Genomic DNA, 17199 nt, shown 5'->3' on the forward strand with positions numbered 1-17199 from the left:
ACCGCACCCACCGTCACGAGAGGAGGGCCCGTGGCCCGCACCCCCGTCGGCCTGGTCGGGGCACAGCCCGACCCGCCGTTCGAGATCACCTTCGACGGCCGGCCCGTCACCGCCCTGCCGGGCCAGACCCTCGCCGCGGCCCTGTGGGGCGCGGGCATCCTGGCCTGGCGCACCACCCGGGACGGAGCACGCCCGCGCGGCGTGTTCTGCGGCATCGGCCAGTGCCACGACTGCCTCGCCACCGTCAACGGAGAGCCCAACCGCCGTGCCTGCCTGGTACCGGCCCGCCCCGGCGACGCGATCACCACCCAGGAAGGGCACGGCCATGACCGGCTCGGCGTCTGACCCGCAGGGCGGGGCACCACCCGCCCCGCCCGCCGCATCCGCCCCGGGTGCGCCCTACGACCTGCTGGTCGTCGGCGCGGGCGCCGCCGGGCTCGCCGGCGCCGTCACCGCCGCCGAACGCGGTCTCTCGGTCGCCCTCGCGGACTCCTCCGAGCAGACGGGCGGCCAGTACTACCGGCACCCGGCCCCCGGGCTGGGCGCGAACCGGCCCGAGGCGCTCCACCACGGCTGGTCCGCCTTCGCCGATCTGCGCCGCCGCCTCACGGCCGGCCGCGTCGACCACCTGGCGGGCCACCACGTGTGGTCCCTCGTACGGGAGGCCGACGGGACCTGGTCGGCCCACGCCCTCACCGGCCCCGACGGCACCGCGGACACCCCCGTGCGCATCCGGGCCCGCGCGCTGCTGCTCGCCACCGGAGCGTACGAACGCCACCTGCCCTTCCCCGGCTGGACCCTGCCCGGTGTCGTCGGCGCCGGGGGAGCGCAGGCCATGCTCAAGTCCGGCCTCGTCCTGCCCGGCCGGCGCGTCGTCGTGGCCGGCAGCGGACCGCTGCTGCTCGCCGTGGCCTCCTCCCTCGCCGCCGCGGGCGCCCGGGTGCCCGCGCTGGTCGAGGCGGCGGGGTACCTGCGGTACGGGCGGGCGCCCCGCGTGCTCGCCGGCAACCCGCGCAAGGCGGTCGAGGCACTCCTCCACACCGCCGCCCTGGTCCGCCACCGCGTCCCCGTACGCCTCGGCAGTGCCGTGACCGAGGTCCACGGCACCCACCGGGTGGAGGCCGTCACGGTCGCCCGCGTCGACCGGGCGTGGCGCCCCGTCCCGGGGACGGGGCGCCGGATCGCCTGCGACGCGCTGGCCGTCGGGCACGGCCTGGTGCCCCAGATCGACCTGGCCGTGACCGTCGGCTGCGCCACCCGCGCACGGCCCGACGGGACGCTGGGCCTGGCCCTGGACGACCACCAGGAGAGTTCGGTGCCGGGCCTGTGGGCCGCGGGCGAGACCGGCGGCGTCGGCGGAGCCGAACTCGCCCGCACCGAGGGCGAACTGGCGGGCCGGACGATCGCCGCCCGGCTCCTCGGCGACCGCGCCGGAGCCGGGGCGGCCGCGGGGCTCCGGCGGCGCCGGGACCGCCTGCGGGCCTTCGCCGACCTCATGTCCGCGGCGCACGCCCCGGGCCCCGGCTGGCCGGAGTGGCTGACCGACGGCACGGACGTCTGCCGCTGCGAGGAGGTCCCGGCCGGCACCGTCCGGGCGGCCGTGTCCGACCTCGGCGCACGCGACGCACGCACCGTCAAACTCCTCACCCGCGCCGGCATGGGCTGGTGCCAGGGACGCATGTGCGGGACCGCCGTGTCCTGCCTCGCGGCCGCCGGCGCCACCCCCGAACCACCGGCCGAACGGCGCCCGTTCGCCGTCCCCGTCCCCCTGGCGACGCTGGCCGCGCTCGACGGCCCGCCCCCGCCGGGGGACCGGCCGAGCCCTCATCCCGCCAGGGGGTGCCGTGCCGACCAGACCCCGCTCCCTGATCCGCCCTGATCGACAGGACACCCCCCAGCACTCGCACCCCATCGAAAGGATCGCCGCCGTGAACAGCACGCTCTGGACCGCCGACCGCCCCTGGCGCGGCATCATGGTCGCCACCACCCTCCCCTTCAAGGACGACCTCTCCGTCGACTACGACGCCTACGCCGAGCACGTCGCCTGGCTCCTCGCCAACGGCTGCGACGGCGTCGTCCCCAACGGCTCCCTCGGCGAGTACCAGACCCTCACCGCCGACGAGCGCGCCCGCGTCGTCCGCACCGCCGTCGAGGCCGCGGGTGACGGCGCGCGCGTCATGCCGGGCGTCGCCGCCTACGGCAGCGCCGAGTCCCGCCGCTGGGCCGAGGACGCCGCCGCGGCCGGATGCGGCTCCGTCCTGCTCCTGCCGCCCAACGCGTACCGCGCCGACGAGCCCTCGGTGCGCGCCCACTACGCGGAGGTGGCCGGGGCCGGCATCCCGGTCGTCGCCTACAACAACCCCATCGACACCAAGGTCGACCTCGTGCCGAGCCTTCTGGCCGGGCTCCACGCCGACGGCAGCATCGTCGCCGTGAAGGAGTTCAGCGGCGACGTCCGCAGGGGCTACGAGATCGCCGAACTCGTCCCGGAACTCGACCTGTTGATCGGCGCCGACGACGTCCTCCTGGAGCTGGCCACGGCCGGCGCGGTCGGCTGGGTCGCCGGCTACCCCAACGCCCTCCCCGCGACCTGCGCCGAGCTGTACCGGGCCGCCGTGGCCGGCGACCTGGCCACCGCCCGACCGCTCTACACCTCGCTGCACTCCCTGCTGCGCTGGGACTCCAAGGTCGAGTTCGTCCAGTGCATCAAGCTCTCCATGGACATCGCCGGCCGTCGCGGCGGTCCCAGCCGCCCCCCGCGCCTCCCGCTCAGCGGCGCGACCGAGACCGCCGTACGCACCGCCACCGAGAAGGCCGTCGCCGACGGCCACCGCTGACGGCACCCCCGCGGGCCCCGCCGACCACCGGGGAGCCCCCGACCGGGCCGCCCCCGTCGGGGAGACCCGGCCGCCGGCCGTCCCGACCGCCCACCGAGAGGAACCCCGTGCGTACGCGTCACGTCTTCCACGCAGTCGACTCCCACACCGAGGGAATGCCCACCCGGGTCGTCACCGGCGGCGTCGGGGTGATCCCCGGTGCCACCATGGCCGAGCGCAGGCTCCACTTCATCGAGCACCTCGACCACCTGCGGACCCTCCTCATGTTCGAGCCGCGCGGCCACGCGGCGATGAGCGGCGCGATCCTCCAGCCGCCCACCCGGCCCGACGCCGACTACGGCGTCCTCTACATCGAGGTCTCGGGCCTCCTGCCGATGTGCGGACACGGCACCATCGGCGTCGCCACCGTCCTCGTCGAGACCGGCATGGTCCCGGTCGTCGAACCGGTCACCACCGTCCGCCTGGACACCCCGGCCGGCCTCGTCTCCGTCGACGTACGGGTCGAGGACGGCGCGGCGAAGTCCGCCACCTTCACCAACGTGCCCGCCTTCAGCGTCGGCCTGGACCGCACGGTCGACGTCCCCGGGCACGGCAAGGTCACCTACGACCTCGCCTTCGGCGGCAACTTCTACGCCTTCGTCCCCCTCGACGACCTCGGCCTGCCCTTCGACCGCGACCGCAAGGACGACCTCCTCGCCGCCGGACTCGCGGTCATGGACGCGATCAACGCCTCCCCGGACCGCCCTGCGCACCCCGTCCGCCCCGAGATCGCCGGGCTCAAGCACGTCTACCTGACCGCCCCCGGCTCCGACGCCACGCACTCGCGGCACGCCATGGCCATCCACCCCGGCTGGTTCGACCGCTCGCCGTGCGGCACCGGCACCAGCGCGCGCATGGCCCAGCTCCACGCCCGCGGCGAACTCCCGCTCGACCGCGACTTCGTCAACGAGTCCTTCATCGGCACCCGGTTCACCGGGCGGCTCACCGCCGCCACGGAGGTCGGCGGCCTGCCCGCCGTCGTCCCGACCGTCACCGGCCGCGCCTGGATCACCGGCACCGCCCAGTACTTCCTCGACCCGGACGACCCCTTCCCCGGAGGCTTCCTCCTGTGAGCACCGACAGGTCCACCCTCACGTCCCGCAATCCGTCGGACCCCGCCGACGTCCTCCTGCGCCTGCCGGCGCCGGGCGCGTTCGCCGTCGCCGACGCCGTCGAGCGGGCCCGGGCCGCCCAGCCGGGCTGGCTGCGCGCCGGCGCGACCGCCCGCTCGGCCGGGCTCGGCGCCGTCGCCGCCGCGCTGGAGGCCGCCGCCGACGAACTCACCGCCCTCGCCGTACGGGAGGTCGGCAAGCCCGTCGCCGAGGCCCGCGCCGAGGTCGCGCGCACGATCGCCGTCTGGCGCTACTACGCCCAGGCGCCCTTCGAGCCCACCGGGTCCGTCCACGAGACCGCGACCGGCCCCGGGCTGCTCCTCCACCGGCGCCGCCCGCACGGTGTCGCCGGGCTCGTCACCCCCTGGAACTTCCCCTTCGCCATCCCGAGTTGGAAGGCAGCGCCCGCGCTCGCGGTCGGCAACACGGTCCTCCTCAAGCCGGCGCCCGAGGCCACCGCGTGCGCCCTGCGGCTCGGCGAGATCGTCGAGAAGGCCCTGCCGGAGCGGGTGTTCACCGTGCTGCCCGGCGGACCCACCGAGGGCCACGCCCTCGTCTCCACGGCCGATGTCGTCTCCTTCACCGGCTCCACTCCGGTGGGGCGGGCCGTCGTCCGGGAGGCGACGGCCCGGGGCGTCCCCGCGCAGGCCGAGATGGGCGGTCTGAACGCGGCGATCGTCCTGCCAGACGCGGACATCGGGCGGGCCGCGGCCCACATCGCGGCCGCCGTCGCCGGGTTCGCCGGGCAGAAGTGCACCGCCACCAGCCGGATCGTCGCGGTCGGGGCCGCGCTCGACCCCTTGCGCGAGGCCCTCGCCGAGGCCTTCCGCGCGATCCGGACCGGTGACCCGGCCGACCCGGGGACCGTCTGCGGACCGCTCGTGCACGAGGCCGCGCGGGACCGGGTGGCCGAGTCCTGGCAGGGGCTCCCCGTCCTCGTCGGCGCCACCGTGCCCGACGGACCCGGCTGGTACGCGGCCCCGACCCTGGTCGAGAAGGTCCCGCCGGGCGACCGGCTGCTCCAGGAGGAGGTCTTCGGCCCCGTCGCCGCCCTGCTGCCCGCCGACGACCTCGCGCACGCGGTGCGGATCACCAACTCCGTGCCGTACGGCCTCGTCACCTCGGTCCACACGGCCGACCTCGACGCGGTCCTGTACGGGCTGGACCTCGTCGACACGGGCATGATCCGGATCAACGCCCCCACCACGGGCGTCGACTTCCACCTGCCGTTCGGCGGGGCGAAGCGGTCCGGCCACGGTCCGCGCGAGCAGGGCAGGGCGGCCCTCGGGTTCTACACGTCCTCCCGGACGTACACGCTGGCGCCCGCGGGCGCCGGGACGTGACGTCAGGCCCCGTCCCGCGCGAGCTGCGCGGCCGTGTGGTCGAGCAGCATCTCCAGGACCGCCGGGTAGGCGCTGTGCGGCATGCTCCGGGCGAGGTGCTCCGCCGTGGCCGCGATGTGCGGGTGAGAGGCCGCCGGCAGACGCGCGTACGTCGACCGCCACATCGCCTCGTCCTCGGCGCGCGCCTCGTCGGTCAGGGCCAGTGAACCCGCGTCGAGGGCGGCGAAGGCGAGACTCTGGTCGATGAACGCGTGGTACGTGCGGACCGCCGCCGGGTCGGGCAGCCCGGCGCCCCGCAGGATGCCGAGGACCGCCTCGTCGACCGCGATCTCGCGTGGCCGGCCGCTCACCCGGCTGGCGGTGAGCACCGCCGCCTGCGGATGGGCGAGGTACGAGGCGTGGACGGCCAGCCCGAGGGCCCGCAGGTCCGCCCGCCAGTCCCCGGTCTCCGCCCAGCCGTCGAGCGCCCGGCCCATCAGCTCGTCGCCGATGGCACGGGTCAGGTCGTCCATCCCGGCGAAGTACCGGTAGAGGGTGCTGGGGTCGGCGCCGACCGCCGTCCCCAGGCGCCGGGCCGTCAACCCGGCGCCCCCGTGCTCGCGCAGCACGCGCAGGGCCGCCCGCACGTAGATCTCCTCCGACAGTACGGCCCCGCCGTGCGTGGGCCGCCGCCGACGGCGCGCGCCCTCCGGTACCACCTGCTTCGCCACGCCCGCTCTCCCTCGCCTCCGTCGCGGGCGCCCGCCGCCCGGCGGACCCGCCACCCGTACGGCGGTCGCGAGCCCCCGAACGCGGGTCCCGGATCGCGACACGTCCCGCGACGCGCCTTATGCCAACGCCATTGACCTTAACCTGTCTCCTCCCGTTGCATCAGCCCTGCCCGGAGGCGTCCGCCTCCCGCAAGGAAGGTTGAATGACGTGCGCGTACTTCTCGTCGGCGCGGGCGGCGTCGGCACCGCCGCCACCCGCATCGCGGCCCGCAGGGACTTCCTCGGCCACATGGTGGTGGCCGACTACGACCTGGCCCGGGCCGAGGCCGCCGTCGCCGCCCTGGGCGGTCACGGCGACCGCTTCAGCGCGCTCCGCCTGGACGCCTCCGACCAGGAGGCGGTGCGCCGGGCGCTCGCCGAGCACGACTGCGACGTGCTGCTCAACGCCACCGACCCCAGGTTCGTGATGCCGCTCTTCCGGGCCGCCCTGGAGGCGGGCACCCACTACCTGGACATGGCCATGTCCCTCTCGGCGCCCCATCCGGACCGCCCGTACGAGGAGTGCGGCGTGAAGCTCGGCGACGAGCAGTTCGAACTGGCGGGGCGCTGGGAGGAGAGCGGCCGGCTGGCCCTGGTGGGCATGGGCGTCGAGCCGGGTCTGTCCGACGTGTTCGCCCGCTACGCCGCCGACGAACTCTTCGACGAGATCGAGGAGATCGGCATCCGCGACGGCGCGAACCTGACGGTCGAGGGCTACGACTTCGCCCCGTCCTTCAGCATCTGGACCACCATCGAGGAGTGCCTCAACCCGCCCGTGGTCTACGAGCGGGAGCGGGGCTGGTTCACCACCGCCCCGTTCAGCGAGCCGGAGGTGTTCGACTTCCCCGAGGGCATCGGGCCGGTGGAGTGCGTGAACGTGGAGCACGAGGAGGTGCTGCTGGTCCCGCGCTGGGTCGACGCGCGCCGCGTGACCTTCAAGTACGGACTCGGCGACGACTTCATCGCCAAGCTCAAGACCCTCCACGAACTCGGCCTCGACTCCACCGCCGAGGTGACGGTGCCCGGCGGGGACGGCCCGGTGAGGGTCTCGCCGCGCGACGTCGTCGCGGCCTGCCTCCCCGACCCCGCGACGCTGGGGGAGCGGATGACCGGCAAGACCTGCGCCGGCACCTGGGTGAAGGGCACCAAGGACGGCGCGCCCCGCGAGACGTACCTGTACCACGTCGTCGACAACCAGTGGTCGATGAAGGAGTACGGCTCGCAGGCCGTCGTCTGGCAGACGGCCGTCAACCCCGTCGTCGCCCTGGAGCTGCTGGCCACCGGAGCCTGGACCGGGCAGGGCGTCCTCGGCCCGGAGGCCCTTCCGCCGCGCCCCTTCCTCGACCTGCTCACCGCCTACGGGTCCCCGTGGGGGCAGCGCGAGGACGTCTAGGGACCTCCGGACGCTTCCCGGCCCGCGTCCTGGCGGCGGGGGAGGGGGACGGGGGCGGTGGACCGGCCGGTCCACCGCCCCCGCACCACGGGCTGCGGCCTACGGGGCGTCGACCAGGACGCGGCCGTCGACGGCGAAGCGCGCGGCCGCCCCGTTCGCGTAGAAGGACTGCACCCGGGCCTGCTCGGTCGCGTCGGGGACGGCGTTCAGGCAGGCGGTGCCGGCGCTCGACCCCGACATGAGCTGCGAGCACGGGCCGGGCTTGGTGTCCGGGAGGCCGAGGCTGTGTCCGAGCTCGTGGGCGGCGATGCGGGTCCTGTCGTACCCCTGGGTCACCGCCTGGCTCCCGAGTTCGACCCGGACCTGCCGGCCCGGACGGACGGGACCCAGCTGGGCCTGCGGCCATCCGGTGGTCGCCACGATCACGATCTCCGCCCGGGTGCCCGGCGCGGCCTCGACCAGCCTGACGTTGTCGACGTTGGCGTTCCACGAGGCGACGCCCGCGGCGATCGCGGCCTCCCAGCCTCCGGCCCGGCTGTCGTCGTAGCGAAGTGTCACCACGGCGGCGGCGCCCGCCGTCGCCGGTTCGGTCGTCGGGACGGGTGCGGCGTGCGCCGTCGTGGCCGTCGCCGTCGCCAGGACGACCGCGACGGAGGCGGTGGCCGTCCTCAGCCATGTGTAGAGCGGCATGCTGCTCCTTCACTCGTGGGGGACCCGGTCCCGGCGGGACCGGGAGTGCGGGAGGCGGGCGCGGGTGCCGTCCGACCCGGGGCGGTCGGACCGCCCGTCCTCCGGGGCTCCTCGACGGTATGCCGCCACCACCCCATCCGTCATGTACCTGTCAGGCCAATCTCGTCGGGTCCGTACGACGGCGGGAGGGGGCGCGGGTGTGCCGGAGGCCCGGACTCGACGAGTCCGGGCCCCGCGGTGCGATCGGGCCGGCGCGGGTCGGACCCGCCCGGGCGAACGCCGTTCTCAGACCAGGCGGTTGCCGAACGGACCGCCCATCACGTAGTACGTGCTCAGCTCGCGGCGGTACTCGGGGTCGTGCAGATGAAGGTCGCGCTGGAACTCGGGCGCGTCCTTGATCTGCTCCTTCGTCCCGTCGACGAAGATCTTCCGCTCCTCCGTGTCGATCCGGACCACGGTGCCGGCCGGCAGGAGGATCTCCTTGCCGAAGATCCAGACACCGGTGTCCACGACCAGATAGGCGTCGTCGACCTCGTCGGAGTGCTTGTCCACCTTCCCGATGCTGCCGTCGGTCGCCTCGACCTTGTAACCCGTCAGATCGATACCGGACAGGTGGCCCGCGCTGGACTTGTAGCTCCACACGTTCTCGGTCACGCGCAATCAACTCCTCCGGTCGGCGGGGGACACCGGCTGCCGAGGCCCGCCGTCCCCTTCTCCGTGGGCGGCGGGTGCTCCGCCCGCCCGGGTTCCGCCTGCCCCGGTCCGGCGGACCCATGCCCCGGCCGCCCCGCGCCCCTGCCCGGCCGGCCCGCAGCCTCCCGTGGGCGTCGGACGTGCCGCCCGCGGCTACGAGGGCCGCGAGGCCGGGGTCTCCGCGGTCTCCGCCGCGCGGGCCGCCGGCAGCGTGATGCCCTGCTCCTGGGCGGCGTGCCCGGGGCGCAGGGTCCAGGGAACGCTGCCGGTACCCGTGAGCCAGCCGTCCCGCACCAGGTGCTCGACGACGAGGCCGCGGACCTCGCGGCTCACCTTCCAGTCCATGCCCCTGCCCAGCTGCCGGAACGAGGGGCCGTGCCCGTGCCGGGCGCGGAAGTCCACGGTGAACGCGGCGGCCCCCGGGCCCGGGTCGGGGTGCGCCTCCCGCCACTGCCGGAGACGCACCAGGGCCGGCGGGGCCGCCGGTCCGGCCGGGGCGGACGTCGTGAAGGCCTGGGCGACCGCGGGGACGGTGAACGCGCACAGGGCGCAGCCCTCCACGCTCTCGACGTGCCGGCGGAGAGCGGGGCTGGCGGCGTCCTTCCACCCCGCCCAGGCGTCCGCGTCGAACCGGAACCTCCTCCGCGCGGCGGGGGAGCGGTCTCCCGCCCCGGCGCCGTCGTCCTCGGCGGGCACGCGCACTCCCGCCAGATGACCCACCCGCGGGTCGAGGCGGTAGGAGTCGTCGGAGAGTTCGGCGAGGAAGCCCTTCTCCAGAAGGGCCGGAAGGGTGGGCAGGCACGCGGCGGGGAGGTCCGCGGGAAGGGGTGCGAGCCGCCCGGCGGTGCCGTGGGCTGCGAGGTACAGGGCCGCGAGCCGCGCGGCCGGGGGCAGCTTCTTGAGCGGCTTCGCCGACATGGTCTTCGCCGTCCATCCCGACACGCGGGAGCGGCTCTCCCGGCCCAGGAGGAGGGGGTGCCCGTCCTCGGTGGACAGTTCGGGGACGGTCACGGGGGTCGGCGGAGCCGCGGGACCGCTGTCGAAGACCGTGTCCGCGATCTGCCATCCGAGGCTCCGGAGAGCGGTGACGGCCTCGTGCGGATCACTCAGCCGGAGGGCGTTCAGGTCCATCCCGGTGACGTTGCCCACGCCGCCCCGCGCGGCCCGGATCGTCACCATGACGGCGAAGAGCCGGGCCTCGGGTCCGGGGAGGGGCAGCGAGGCGACGTGACCCAGGAGTCTGCGGGCCGCCCGCCCCCGTTCCTCCGAGAGGAGGAAGGGGGGAGGCGCGGGCTCGCCGACCGCGGCGACGGACTGGGGGGCGTGGGCTGCTGACGTCTGCACGCCACGCCCAACGGCTGTACGGGGCCGGGGTTACTCTCCGGCGGTCCGCCGACCGGGCTCGCCCCCGCCGGAGGAGGTCACCAGTAGTGGCGCCGGCCCCCCACGGCGTGTCCGAGGGCTCCGAGGATCCACAGGACGGCGCCGATGGCGACCAGGACGATGCCGATGGTCCACAGGATCGAGATGCCGGCGGCGAATCCGATGATGAGGAGGATGACTCCGAGAAGGATCATGGTGTGCCTCGCTCTCTGGTCTCGTTGTCTCGCGGGTAGCCGTTTTTCGGCGCCGTAAACACCGGTCCCGGCGGACGGGGTGCGGGGGACGGGTGCTCCGGGGCGTCCTCGCGGCGCGGCAGGACGTCGAGGAGTTCGAGCAGGTACAGGAACGCGGCGGCCATGGGCGCGCCGTCGGTCTCCTCGCGTACGCGTGCCCAGGCGACGCGCTCGCGCAGCCCGCGGGCCACGGGCAGCAGGGGGCCGAAGTCGCAGTGGTGCTCGGACAGGGCGAGGAGCCGGGAGACCACGAGGTCGGTGGGGTCGAGCACCGGCATGTGGACGGAGTCCACGGGGAGGGTCGCGGCCCTGGCGAGGAGCTCGGCGGTGACCGGCCGACCCGCGAGGGAGAAGATCAGGTCGATGTTCTCCCCGCCCGAGCGGGCCTTCACCAGCCAGTCCTCGGGAGGGTCGACGATCCGTACGCCGTGCTCGACCAGGGCCGCGGTGACGGCGTCGGCGTCCTCTCGCCGTACGGCGAAGTCGGTGTCGTGCTGGAGGCGGACGGGGATGCCGTGCGCGTACACGGCGACGCTGCCGACCAGCGCGAACGGAAGCCCGGACGCCTTGAGGACGGCGCCGACCTCCTTCGTCGTCTCCAGGATCGCCTGGGTGTGGTCCACGGGCAGCGCGACCGTGCGGTCGCCCGCTCCCCCCTCCCCCTGAGAGGTCCGCCCCTCCACGAGGTTCATGTCCGCTCCCGTCGTAGCCACTGCGTCGACACCGCGCGACTTCCCGGATCGCCCGTCCCCAATCGCCGCAGGCGCGCCGCCCGCCCGCGGGCACGCATGAGGGGAGGGGCGACGGGTAGCCGCGGGGGTGACCGCCGCTACCCGTGACATGCGGAGGAGGAAGGGTCATGAGCACGACGGTGAAGCAGACGATCGACGTGGACGTCCCGCTCGGGGCCGCGTACGAGCAGTGGACCCGTTTCGAGGACTTCCCGACGTTCATGGAGGGCGTCGAGGAGGTCCGGCAGACCGACGACCGGCACTGCCACTGGCGGACCAGGGTCGCCGGGGTGCGCCGCGAGTTCGACACCGAGATCGTCGACCGGCGCCCCGACGAACGCGTCGCGTGGCGCACGGTGGCCGGAGACGTCCGGCAGGAGGGCGTCGTCAGCTTCCAGTCCCTCGACGCGGCGCACACCCGGGTCCGGGTCGCCCTGGAGGTCGAGCCCCACGGCATGGCGGAGAAGGCGGCCCATGTGATGGGCGTGCTGGACCGCCGCGTCAAGGGGGACCTGAAGCGGTTCAAGAGCCATGTCGAGGAGCACGCCCACGCGCCCGAGGCCCGGCGCGGTCCGGTCCGCCCCGGCGGTGCCGCGCCCGCGAGCGCACCGGAGACCGGCGGCGACACCCCGGTCCGGCCGACCCCGCAGGAGGCGAAGGAGGCGTGGCCGCTGCCGCCCCCGCCCGACGACCGGCTCTGACGAAGGGCCCGCCCGTGCCCCGTACCCGCTCCGGGAACGGTCCGGAGGGGCGCGCCGACCAGGAACACCCGCCGCCCCAAGGAGCCGCAGACATGAACCGCGCCGCGCTCTTCGACGTCGACGGAACCCTCGTCGACTCCAATGCCCTGCACGTCGTCGCCTGGTGGGAGGGACTGCGGCAGGGCGGCCACCGCATCCCCACGCATGCCGTCCACCGGGCGATCGGACTGCCCGGCGAGAAGCTGCTGGACCACCTGCTCGGCCCCGACCGGGACCGGTCGGAGGACGGTCGCCTCAGCGCCGCCCACGACACCGTGTACGGCACGTGGTTCGAGCGGCTCCGTGCCTTCGAGGGCGCGGCGGACCTGCTGCGGACCCTCGCGGGCGGCGGCTGGCAGGTGGTCCTGGTGACCTCGGCGAAGGACCGCGAACTGAAAGCCCTGCGCGCGGCGCTGGACGCGGACGACGCGATCGCGGCCACGGCCACCTCCGACGACGTGGCGGAGGGCAAACCCGCGCCCGACCCGATCGAGCACGCGCTCTCGCTGGTCGGCGCGTCGGCGGAGCAGGCGGTGTTCGTCGGGGACAGCGTCTGGGACATGAAGGCGGCCCGGCACGCGGGTGTCGTCCCCGTCGGCCTCCTGTGCGGCGGCCTGCCGCGCGCGGACCTGCGCGAGGCGGGCGCCGTCGCCGTGTACGACGATCCGGCCGACCTCCTCCACCACCTCGGTACGGCGCCGTTCGCCACCGTGGGCGCCGGGGGCGCGGGCGAGGCCGGAGCGACCCGGGAAGGGGGCGCGGGATGAGCGGCGGGGAGTACGGGTACCAGGTCGCCCGGTTCAGGGAGCGGCTCACGCACGGCGAAGTGGCGGAACTCGGTGTCCGTATCGAGGTGCGCGGGGAGGTGGTCCTCCTGACCGGCACCCTCCCGACGGCCGACCGCCGAGACGAGATCCTCCGGATCGCGGAGGCCGAGCTGGCGGGGATCCCGTGCCACGAGGACCTCGTGGTCGCCGGCGCGGATCCGCCGGACCGCCTCGAGGAGCTGCGGTGAGTCCCCGCGACCCGGGTACGCCCGAACGGGACGCAGGACCGGCGGCCGGCGGAACCCACGGGCCGCACGAGGGGCCCGTCGTGCGGGTGGCGGCCGTCGGCGACATCCACCTGGGCGAGGAGTCCGGGGGGCTGCTGCGGCCCTCCTTCGCGACCTTGCCGCTCTGCGCCGACGTCCTCCTGCTCGCCGGGGACCTCACCCGCCACGGCACGGTCGCCGAGGCGGAGGTGGTCGCGGAGGAGGTGCGGAACCTGGGTGTCCCGGTGGTCGCGGTCCTCGGGAACCACGACTATCACGCGGACCAGGAGGAGGAGGTGGCCCGCGTCCTGACCGGGGCGGGCGTCAGCGTGCTGGAGGGCGCGAGCGTGACCCTCCCGGCCGGCGGCGGCACCGTCGGGATCGCCGGTGCCAAGGGGTTCTGCGGCGGCTTCGCAGGCCGCAGCGCGGGCGAGTTCGGCGAACCCGTGATGAAGGAGTTCGTCCGGACCGCGCGCCGCGCCGCCGAAGGGCTGCACCGGGCCCTCGCGGAGCTGGCATCGGACGGGTGCCGGGCCAGGATCGCCCTCACCCACTACGCGCCGGTCCCCGACACGCTCGCGGGCGAGCCGACGGAGATCCATCCCTTCCTGGGCAGCTACCTCCTCGCGGAGGCCATCGACGCGTCCGGCGCCGACCTCGCCGTCCACGGACACGCCCACCTGGGCACGGAGCACGGCCTGACGGCCGGCGGTGTCCGCGTCCGCAACGTCGCCCAGCCCGTGATCGGCCGCGCCTTCGCCCTCTACCACCTGCCCCTCACCCGGACGGGTGGGCGCGATTGACCCGGAGGCGCGGGGGTAACCGCCGGACCGAGGACCCCCGGCCATGATGGCTTCGCCAGGAGGGGACCGGAATCGCCGACGAGCAGGGAGAACGACGTGAGCCACGGAAGCAAGGAAGCCCAGGATGTCGTGGCGGTCATCCTCGAGGACCACCGCACCATGGAGGACCTGTTCCGCCGCATGCGGAGCGTCGAGTCCGACCGCGCCGCCGCGCTGAAGGAGTTCTCCGCCCTGCTCGTGGCGCACGGAGAGGCCGAGGAGGCCAAGGTGTACGGGGCGCTCAAGCGCTTCCGCGACATCGACGACGACGAGGTGGAGCACGGTTCGGAGGAGCACGCCGAGGGGAACGCGGCGCTCCTCGCCCTGCTGGAGGTGGAGGAGGTCGGCTCCGAGACGTGGGACGCGAAGCTGGAGGACCTCGTGGAGGCCGTCACACACCACCTCGACGAGGAGGAGCGCACGATCCTCAACGGCGCCCGGGAGAACGTCCCGGACGAGCGGCGGGCCGAACTGGCAGCCGCGTTCCTGGAGGAGCGCGCCAGTCGACTCGCCTCGGGATGCGGCGACATCGAGAACGTGCGCAAGATCGTGAACGGGTGAACACGTGAACAGGTGAACAGGTGAGCCGCGGTCGCGCCCGACCGGCCGTTCAGTCGCGAGACCCCGGCGGTACGCCCGTGGCGCGGTGTCCCGAGGACCGTGCACGCGCTGACGTCCGCATGGGCGATCATGGACGGATGGACGCTCGCTTCCTCGGGATCGAAGAACTGGCCGACGTGCCGTCGGCGGCGGTCGTCATCGACGTCATGCGCGCCTACACGGTGGCCGCCTGGGCCTTCGCGCGAGGGGCGGAGCGGATCGTCCTCGCGGAGTCGCTCGACGACGCGCTCGCCCTCAAGGCCCGCCATCCCGAGTGGGTGGCGCTCAAGGACGGCCCGCCCGCGCCCGGCTTCGACGCCGTCAACTCGCCGGGCCTGCTGCGCACCCTCGACCTCGGCGGGCGGACCGTGGTGCAGAAGACCACCGCCGGTACGGTCGGCGCCCTCGCGGTCAAGGACGCCTCCCTGGTCCTGTGCGCCGGCTTCGTCGTCGCGGAGGCGACCGCCCGGGTCCTCCGGGCGGGGGGCCACGACCGCGTCACCTACGTCGTCACGGGGGAGGGCGGCCGGGCGGAGGAGGACCTGGCGTGCGCGCAGTACATCGCCCGGAGGGCGGCCGGGACCGCGACCGACCCCGCCGCGTTCCTCGACCGGGCGGGCGCGTCACGCGCCGCCGCCGAACTGACGCAGGGGGTGCGCCAGGGCGCCCACCCCGACGACGTCGCCCTCTGCGTCGAGCTCGACCGGTTCCCCTTCGCCATGGTCGCGACCCCGGAGGACGGGCTCATGGTGCTCCGCCCGCGGAGCGTGTCCGCGCCGGCGGGCGGCACCGCGGGCTGACCCCCCGCCGACCCCTGCCGGCCCTCGGCCGCCGCTTCGGATGTAACAAGATCGGATCGGTGGGTGTAGGCGGCGATGTGGCGGGGGAAGACCCGAGTGGCGCCCGTGGAAGGGCGTCGCGACGGCCCCACCCCGGACCGTCGCCGGACTGACCAGAAGGACGAGCATGGCCAGCGGCACCGTGAAGTGGTTCAACTCCGAGAAGGGCTTCGGCTTCATCGCCCAGGACGGCGGCGGACCGGACGTCTTCGCCCACTACTCCAACATCTCGGGCAACGGCTACCGCGAGCTGACCGAGGGCGAAGCCGTGACCTTCGACATCACCCAGGGCCAGAAGGGCCCGCAGGCGGAGAACATCGTCCGGGGCTGACCCGGACCGCCCCGGCGGACTCGTCCTCCTGACGGCGACCGTCATCGACGGCGCCCGCACCCCGTGCGGGCGCCGTCGCGGTGCCGTGCCACCGGCGGTGCCCCGCCGGCGGGCGGGCGACGATGCGGGGTGCTCGCCGGCCGGGCCGTGGAGGCCGCCGGTCGGTAGGCTCGTCCCATGGTGCAGAGCAAGGCGGAGGACGTCGACGGGTACCTGGCCGAGGCGCCCGCGCCCCAACAGGCCGCGCTGCGGCGGCTGCGGGAGCTGTGCCGCCGGGAACTGGACGGCTTCACCGAGGCGATGGCGTACGGCATGCCGGTCTACACGCGGGACGGCAGCCCCCAGATCGCCTTCGCCGGCCAGAAGCAGTACGTCTCCTTCTACCTGATGCGCGGCGACGTCCGCGACGCCTTCGCGGAGCGGCTCGCGGGGCAGGACATGGGGAAGGGGTGCCTGCGCTTCAGGAAGCCCGAGCACATCGACTACGACCTGGTGCGCGACCTCCTGAAGGCGACGGCGGCACGCCCCGGCCAGGTCTGCTGACGCCCTCCCGCGCGAGCCCGCTGCGGCCCCTGCCGGACTGTCACCAGGTGCGCCCGGCCTCGATCAGGAGGTCGCGGACGCGGGTGACGCCGGGGGCCGCCGGGTGTCCCGGACGCTGGACGAGGTAGGCGGTGTTGATGGGCGGGTCGTCCGGCCGGTGCAGGGCGACGAGCGAGCCCGAGGCCAGTTCGGCCGCGCACAGGTAGTGGGGCAGAACGGTGAAGCCGGCCCCCGCGGCCACCGCCGCCAGGACACCGCGGAGGTCGGGCACGGTGACGGCGGCGGGGCGGGAGAGCCGGCTGCCGAAGACGTGGCGCCAGTACCGGCGTGCCATCGGCAGGTCCTCGGCGTACGCGACCAGCGGGACGGCGTGCAGGGCCGCCGGCCCCTCGGCGGCCACCCGGTCCCCCAGGAGGTCGGCCCAGACGGGGGCGGCGACGAGCACGAACTCCTCGTCCGTCAGGGGTACGGAGGTCAGCGCCCGCCCGCGCGGCCGGAAGGTCGCGATCACCAGGTCGTGGCGCCCCGCGCGGAGTTCGTCGAGCAGCGGCTCGGTCAAGCCCGGTGTGATCCGGAGCCGCACGCCCTCCGCCGCCAGGGGTGCCAGGGCCGGCAGGACCCGGGTGCAGAGCAGCTCGGCGGGGCCCGCGAGGTGCACGGGCGCGGCCGGTTCGTCGGGCGCGGTGTCCTGGCCGGTGGCGGCGGCGAGCGCGTCGAGGGGTGCCGCGACGCGGGACGCCAGGTCGTGGGCCACGGAGGTCGGGGCCGCCCCGCGCGGCAGCCGTTCGAACAGCTCGCGGCCCGTCCGCCGCTCCAAGGAGCGGATCTGGGTGGTCACCGTGGGCTGCGACAGCCCCAGCAGCCCGGCGGCCGCGGTGAACGAGCCCGAGCGGTAGACCGCGAGGAAGGTGCGCAGCAGGTTCAGATCCGGCGCCGCCCCACCCGCGCCGTGGGACGGGCGGCCCGCGTCCTGGGCCGGGGCAGCGGCCTCGTGAACGGGGCCACCGGCTCCCTCGGCCGCGCCACCGGCTTCGCGGGCCGGGCCGCCGCCTCCGTGGGCCGCCGCGC

The 17199-nt window shown here is 75.1% G+C and carries 21 protein-coding genes; 14 read left to right on the forward strand and 7 right to left on the reverse strand.

The genetic code is table 11. The features are described 5' to 3' along the window. The first annotated feature begins 30 nt into the window (after nucleotides 1–30). From ACY0MR_RS32605 to ACY0MR_RS32625, 5 genes are all read left to right on the forward strand, one after another. On the forward strand, nucleotides 31–345 hold the full coding sequence (locus tag ACY0MR_RS32605) for a (2Fe-2S)-binding protein (RefSeq protein WP_388796994.1): 315 nt from the start codon (nucleotides 31–33) through the stop codon (nucleotides 343–345). After that, nucleotides 326–1879, forward strand: coding sequence for an FAD/NAD(P)-dependent oxidoreductase (locus ACY0MR_RS32610; protein WP_473556988.1), 1554 nt, complete (start codon nucleotides 326–328; stop codon nucleotides 1877–1879). The genes ACY0MR_RS32605 and ACY0MR_RS32610 overlap by 20 nt, the downstream gene beginning before the upstream one ends. 94 nt (nucleotides 1880–1973) lie before the next feature. After that, complete coding sequence (locus ACY0MR_RS32615) at nucleotides 1974–2837, forward strand: dihydrodipicolinate synthase family protein (RefSeq protein WP_388798076.1); 864 nt, start codon at nucleotides 1974–1976, stop codon at nucleotides 2835–2837. Between the two features lie 107 nt (nucleotides 2838–2944). Next, complete coding sequence (locus tag ACY0MR_RS32620) at nucleotides 2945–3949, forward strand: proline racemase family protein (RefSeq protein WP_388797000.1); 1005 nt, start codon at nucleotides 2945–2947, stop codon at nucleotides 3947–3949. Next, nucleotides 3946–5331, forward strand: a complete 1386-nt coding sequence (locus ACY0MR_RS32625; RefSeq protein WP_473556990.1) for an aldehyde dehydrogenase family protein — start codon at nucleotides 3946–3948, stop codon at nucleotides 5329–5331. The genes ACY0MR_RS32620 and ACY0MR_RS32625 overlap by 4 nt, the downstream gene beginning before the upstream one ends. A 2-nt stretch (nucleotides 5332–5333) precedes the next feature. Here ACY0MR_RS32625 and ACY0MR_RS32630 read toward each other — a convergent pair whose 3' ends face one another. Then, nucleotides 5334–6041, reverse strand: coding sequence for a TetR/AcrR family transcriptional regulator (locus ACY0MR_RS32630; RefSeq protein WP_388797005.1), 708 nt, complete (start codon nucleotides 6039–6041; stop codon nucleotides 5334–5336). 208 nt (nucleotides 6042–6249) lie between these two features. Between ACY0MR_RS32630 and ACY0MR_RS32635 the strand changes: the two genes are divergently transcribed. Then, a complete protein-coding gene (locus ACY0MR_RS32635; RefSeq protein ID WP_473556993.1) occupies nucleotides 6250–7473 on the forward strand; it encodes a saccharopine dehydrogenase family protein in 1224 nt (407 codons plus the stop codon). 99 nt (nucleotides 7474–7572) lie between these two features. Here ACY0MR_RS32635 and ACY0MR_RS32640 read toward each other — a convergent pair whose 3' ends face one another. The 5 genes from ACY0MR_RS32640 to ACY0MR_RS32660 form a co-directional block, all read right to left on the reverse strand. After that, nucleotides 7573–8163: a snapalysin family zinc-dependent metalloprotease gene (locus ACY0MR_RS32640; protein ID WP_473556995.1), complete on the reverse strand. Its 591-nt coding sequence runs from the start codon at nucleotides 8161–8163 to the stop codon at nucleotides 7573–7575. A gap of 285 nt (nucleotides 8164–8448) precedes the next feature. Beyond that, nucleotides 8449–8817: a PRC-barrel domain-containing protein gene (locus ACY0MR_RS32645; RefSeq protein ID WP_388797014.1), complete on the reverse strand. Its 369-nt coding sequence runs from the start codon at nucleotides 8815–8817 to the stop codon at nucleotides 8449–8451. A gap of 192 nt (nucleotides 8818–9009) precedes the next feature. Continuing rightward, nucleotides 9010–10200: a hypothetical protein gene (locus ACY0MR_RS32650; protein WP_473556997.1), complete on the reverse strand. Its 1191-nt coding sequence runs from the start codon at nucleotides 10198–10200 to the stop codon at nucleotides 9010–9012. Between the two features lie 77 nt (nucleotides 10201–10277). Next, nucleotides 10278–10433 carry a DUF6131 family protein gene (locus ACY0MR_RS32655; protein ID WP_361858868.1) on the reverse strand — a complete coding sequence of 52 codons (156 nt, stop codon included), beginning with the start codon at nucleotides 10431–10433 and terminating at the stop codon, nucleotides 10278–10280. Then, entirely contained in the window at nucleotides 10430–11164 is a 735-nt protein-coding gene (locus tag ACY0MR_RS32660; protein WP_451061279.1) for a nucleotidyltransferase family protein, read from the reverse strand. The genes ACY0MR_RS32655 and ACY0MR_RS32660 overlap by 4 nt, the downstream gene beginning before the upstream one ends. Before the next feature lie 167 nt (nucleotides 11165–11331). Here ACY0MR_RS32660 and ACY0MR_RS32665 point away from each other — a divergent pair, with 167 nt between their 5' ends. From ACY0MR_RS32665 to ACY0MR_RS32700, 8 genes are all read left to right on the forward strand, one after another. Continuing rightward, nucleotides 11332–11904 (forward strand): SRPBCC family protein, encoded by a 573-nt coding sequence (locus tag ACY0MR_RS32665; protein ID WP_392866450.1) that lies wholly within the window; start codon nucleotides 11332–11334, stop codon nucleotides 11902–11904. Nucleotides 11905–11996: 92 nt separating this feature from the next. Then, a complete protein-coding gene (locus ACY0MR_RS32670) occupies nucleotides 11997–12710 on the forward strand; it encodes an HAD family hydrolase (RefSeq protein WP_451061281.1) in 714 nt (237 codons plus the stop codon). Next, entirely contained in the window at nucleotides 12707–12958 is a 252-nt protein-coding gene (locus ACY0MR_RS32675) for a hypothetical protein (protein ID WP_473557000.1), read from the forward strand. Before ACY0MR_RS32670 ends, ACY0MR_RS32675 begins: the two co-directional genes overlap by 4 nt. Before the next feature lie 80 nt (nucleotides 12959–13038). After that, complete coding sequence (locus tag ACY0MR_RS32680; RefSeq protein WP_404083701.1) at nucleotides 13039–13779, forward strand: metallophosphoesterase family protein; 741 nt, start codon at nucleotides 13039–13041, stop codon at nucleotides 13777–13779. 96 nt (nucleotides 13780–13875) lie between these two features. Next, nucleotides 13876–14379 carry a hemerythrin domain-containing protein gene (locus ACY0MR_RS32685; RefSeq protein ID WP_473557003.1) on the forward strand — a complete coding sequence of 168 codons (504 nt, stop codon included), beginning with the start codon at nucleotides 13876–13878 and terminating at the stop codon, nucleotides 14377–14379. Between the two features lie 137 nt (nucleotides 14380–14516). Next, on the forward strand, nucleotides 14517–15218 hold the full coding sequence (locus tag ACY0MR_RS32690; protein ID WP_473557005.1) for a 2-phosphosulfolactate phosphatase: 702 nt from the start codon (nucleotides 14517–14519) through the stop codon (nucleotides 15216–15218). A 166-nt stretch (nucleotides 15219–15384) separates the two neighbouring features. Further along, entirely contained in the window at nucleotides 15385–15588 is a 204-nt protein-coding gene (locus tag ACY0MR_RS32695; RefSeq protein ID WP_030213732.1) for a cold-shock protein, read from the forward strand. A gap of 177 nt (nucleotides 15589–15765) precedes the next feature. After that, nucleotides 15766–16131, forward strand: a complete 366-nt coding sequence (locus ACY0MR_RS32700; protein WP_473557008.1) for a DUF1801 domain-containing protein — start codon at nucleotides 15766–15768, stop codon at nucleotides 16129–16131. 40 nt (nucleotides 16132–16171) lie between these two features. On the opposite strand, the gene ACY0MR_RS32705 is transcribed toward ACY0MR_RS32700, so the two are convergent. Next, nucleotides 16172–17056 (reverse strand): LysR family transcriptional regulator, encoded by an 885-nt coding sequence (locus ACY0MR_RS32705; protein ID WP_473561950.1) that lies wholly within the window; start codon nucleotides 17054–17056, stop codon nucleotides 16172–16174. Between the last annotated feature and the right edge of the window lie 143 nt (nucleotides 17057–17199).

It is taken from the genome of Streptomyces sp. JN8 (assembly GCF_055808075.1).

Bases quoted from the DNA above. Each gene is read 5' to 3' on its own strand.
- ACY0MR_RS32615 (WP_388798076.1), top strand. From the start codon at position 1,974: ATGGTCGCCACCACCCTCCCCTTCAAGGACGACCTCTCCGTCGACTAC.
- ACY0MR_RS32655 (WP_361858868.1), bottom strand. From the start codon at position 10,433: ATGATCCTTCTCGGAGTCATCCTCCTCATCATCGGATTCGCCGCCGGC.
- ACY0MR_RS32610 (WP_473556988.1), top strand. From the start codon at position 326: ATGACCGGCTCGGCGTCTGACCCGCAGGGCGGGGCACCACCCGCCCCG.
- ACY0MR_RS32690 (WP_473557005.1), top strand. From the start codon at position 14,517: ATGGACGCTCGCTTCCTCGGGATCGAAGAACTGGCCGACGTGCCGTCG.
- ACY0MR_RS32670 (WP_451061281.1), top strand. From the start codon at position 11,997: ATGAACCGCGCCGCGCTCTTCGACGTCGACGGAACCCTCGTCGACTCC.
- ACY0MR_RS32700 (WP_473557008.1), top strand. From the start codon at position 15,766: ATGGTGCAGAGCAAGGCGGAGGACGTCGACGGGTACCTGGCCGAGGCG.
- ACY0MR_RS32660 (WP_451061279.1), bottom strand. From the start codon at position 11,164: ATGAACCTCGTGGAGGGGCGGACCTCTCAGGGGGAGGGGGGAGCGGGC.
- ACY0MR_RS32675 (WP_473557000.1), top strand. From the start codon at position 12,707: ATGAGCGGCGGGGAGTACGGGTACCAGGTCGCCCGGTTCAGGGAGCGG.
- ACY0MR_RS32665 (WP_392866450.1), top strand. From the start codon at position 11,332: ATGAGCACGACGGTGAAGCAGACGATCGACGTGGACGTCCCGCTCGGG.
- ACY0MR_RS32695 (WP_030213732.1), top strand. From the start codon at position 15,385: ATGGCCAGCGGCACCGTGAAGTGGTTCAACTCCGAGAAGGGCTTCGGC.
- ACY0MR_RS32640 (WP_473556995.1), bottom strand. From the start codon at position 8,163: ATGCCGCTCTACACATGGCTGAGGACGGCCACCGCCTCCGTCGCGGTC.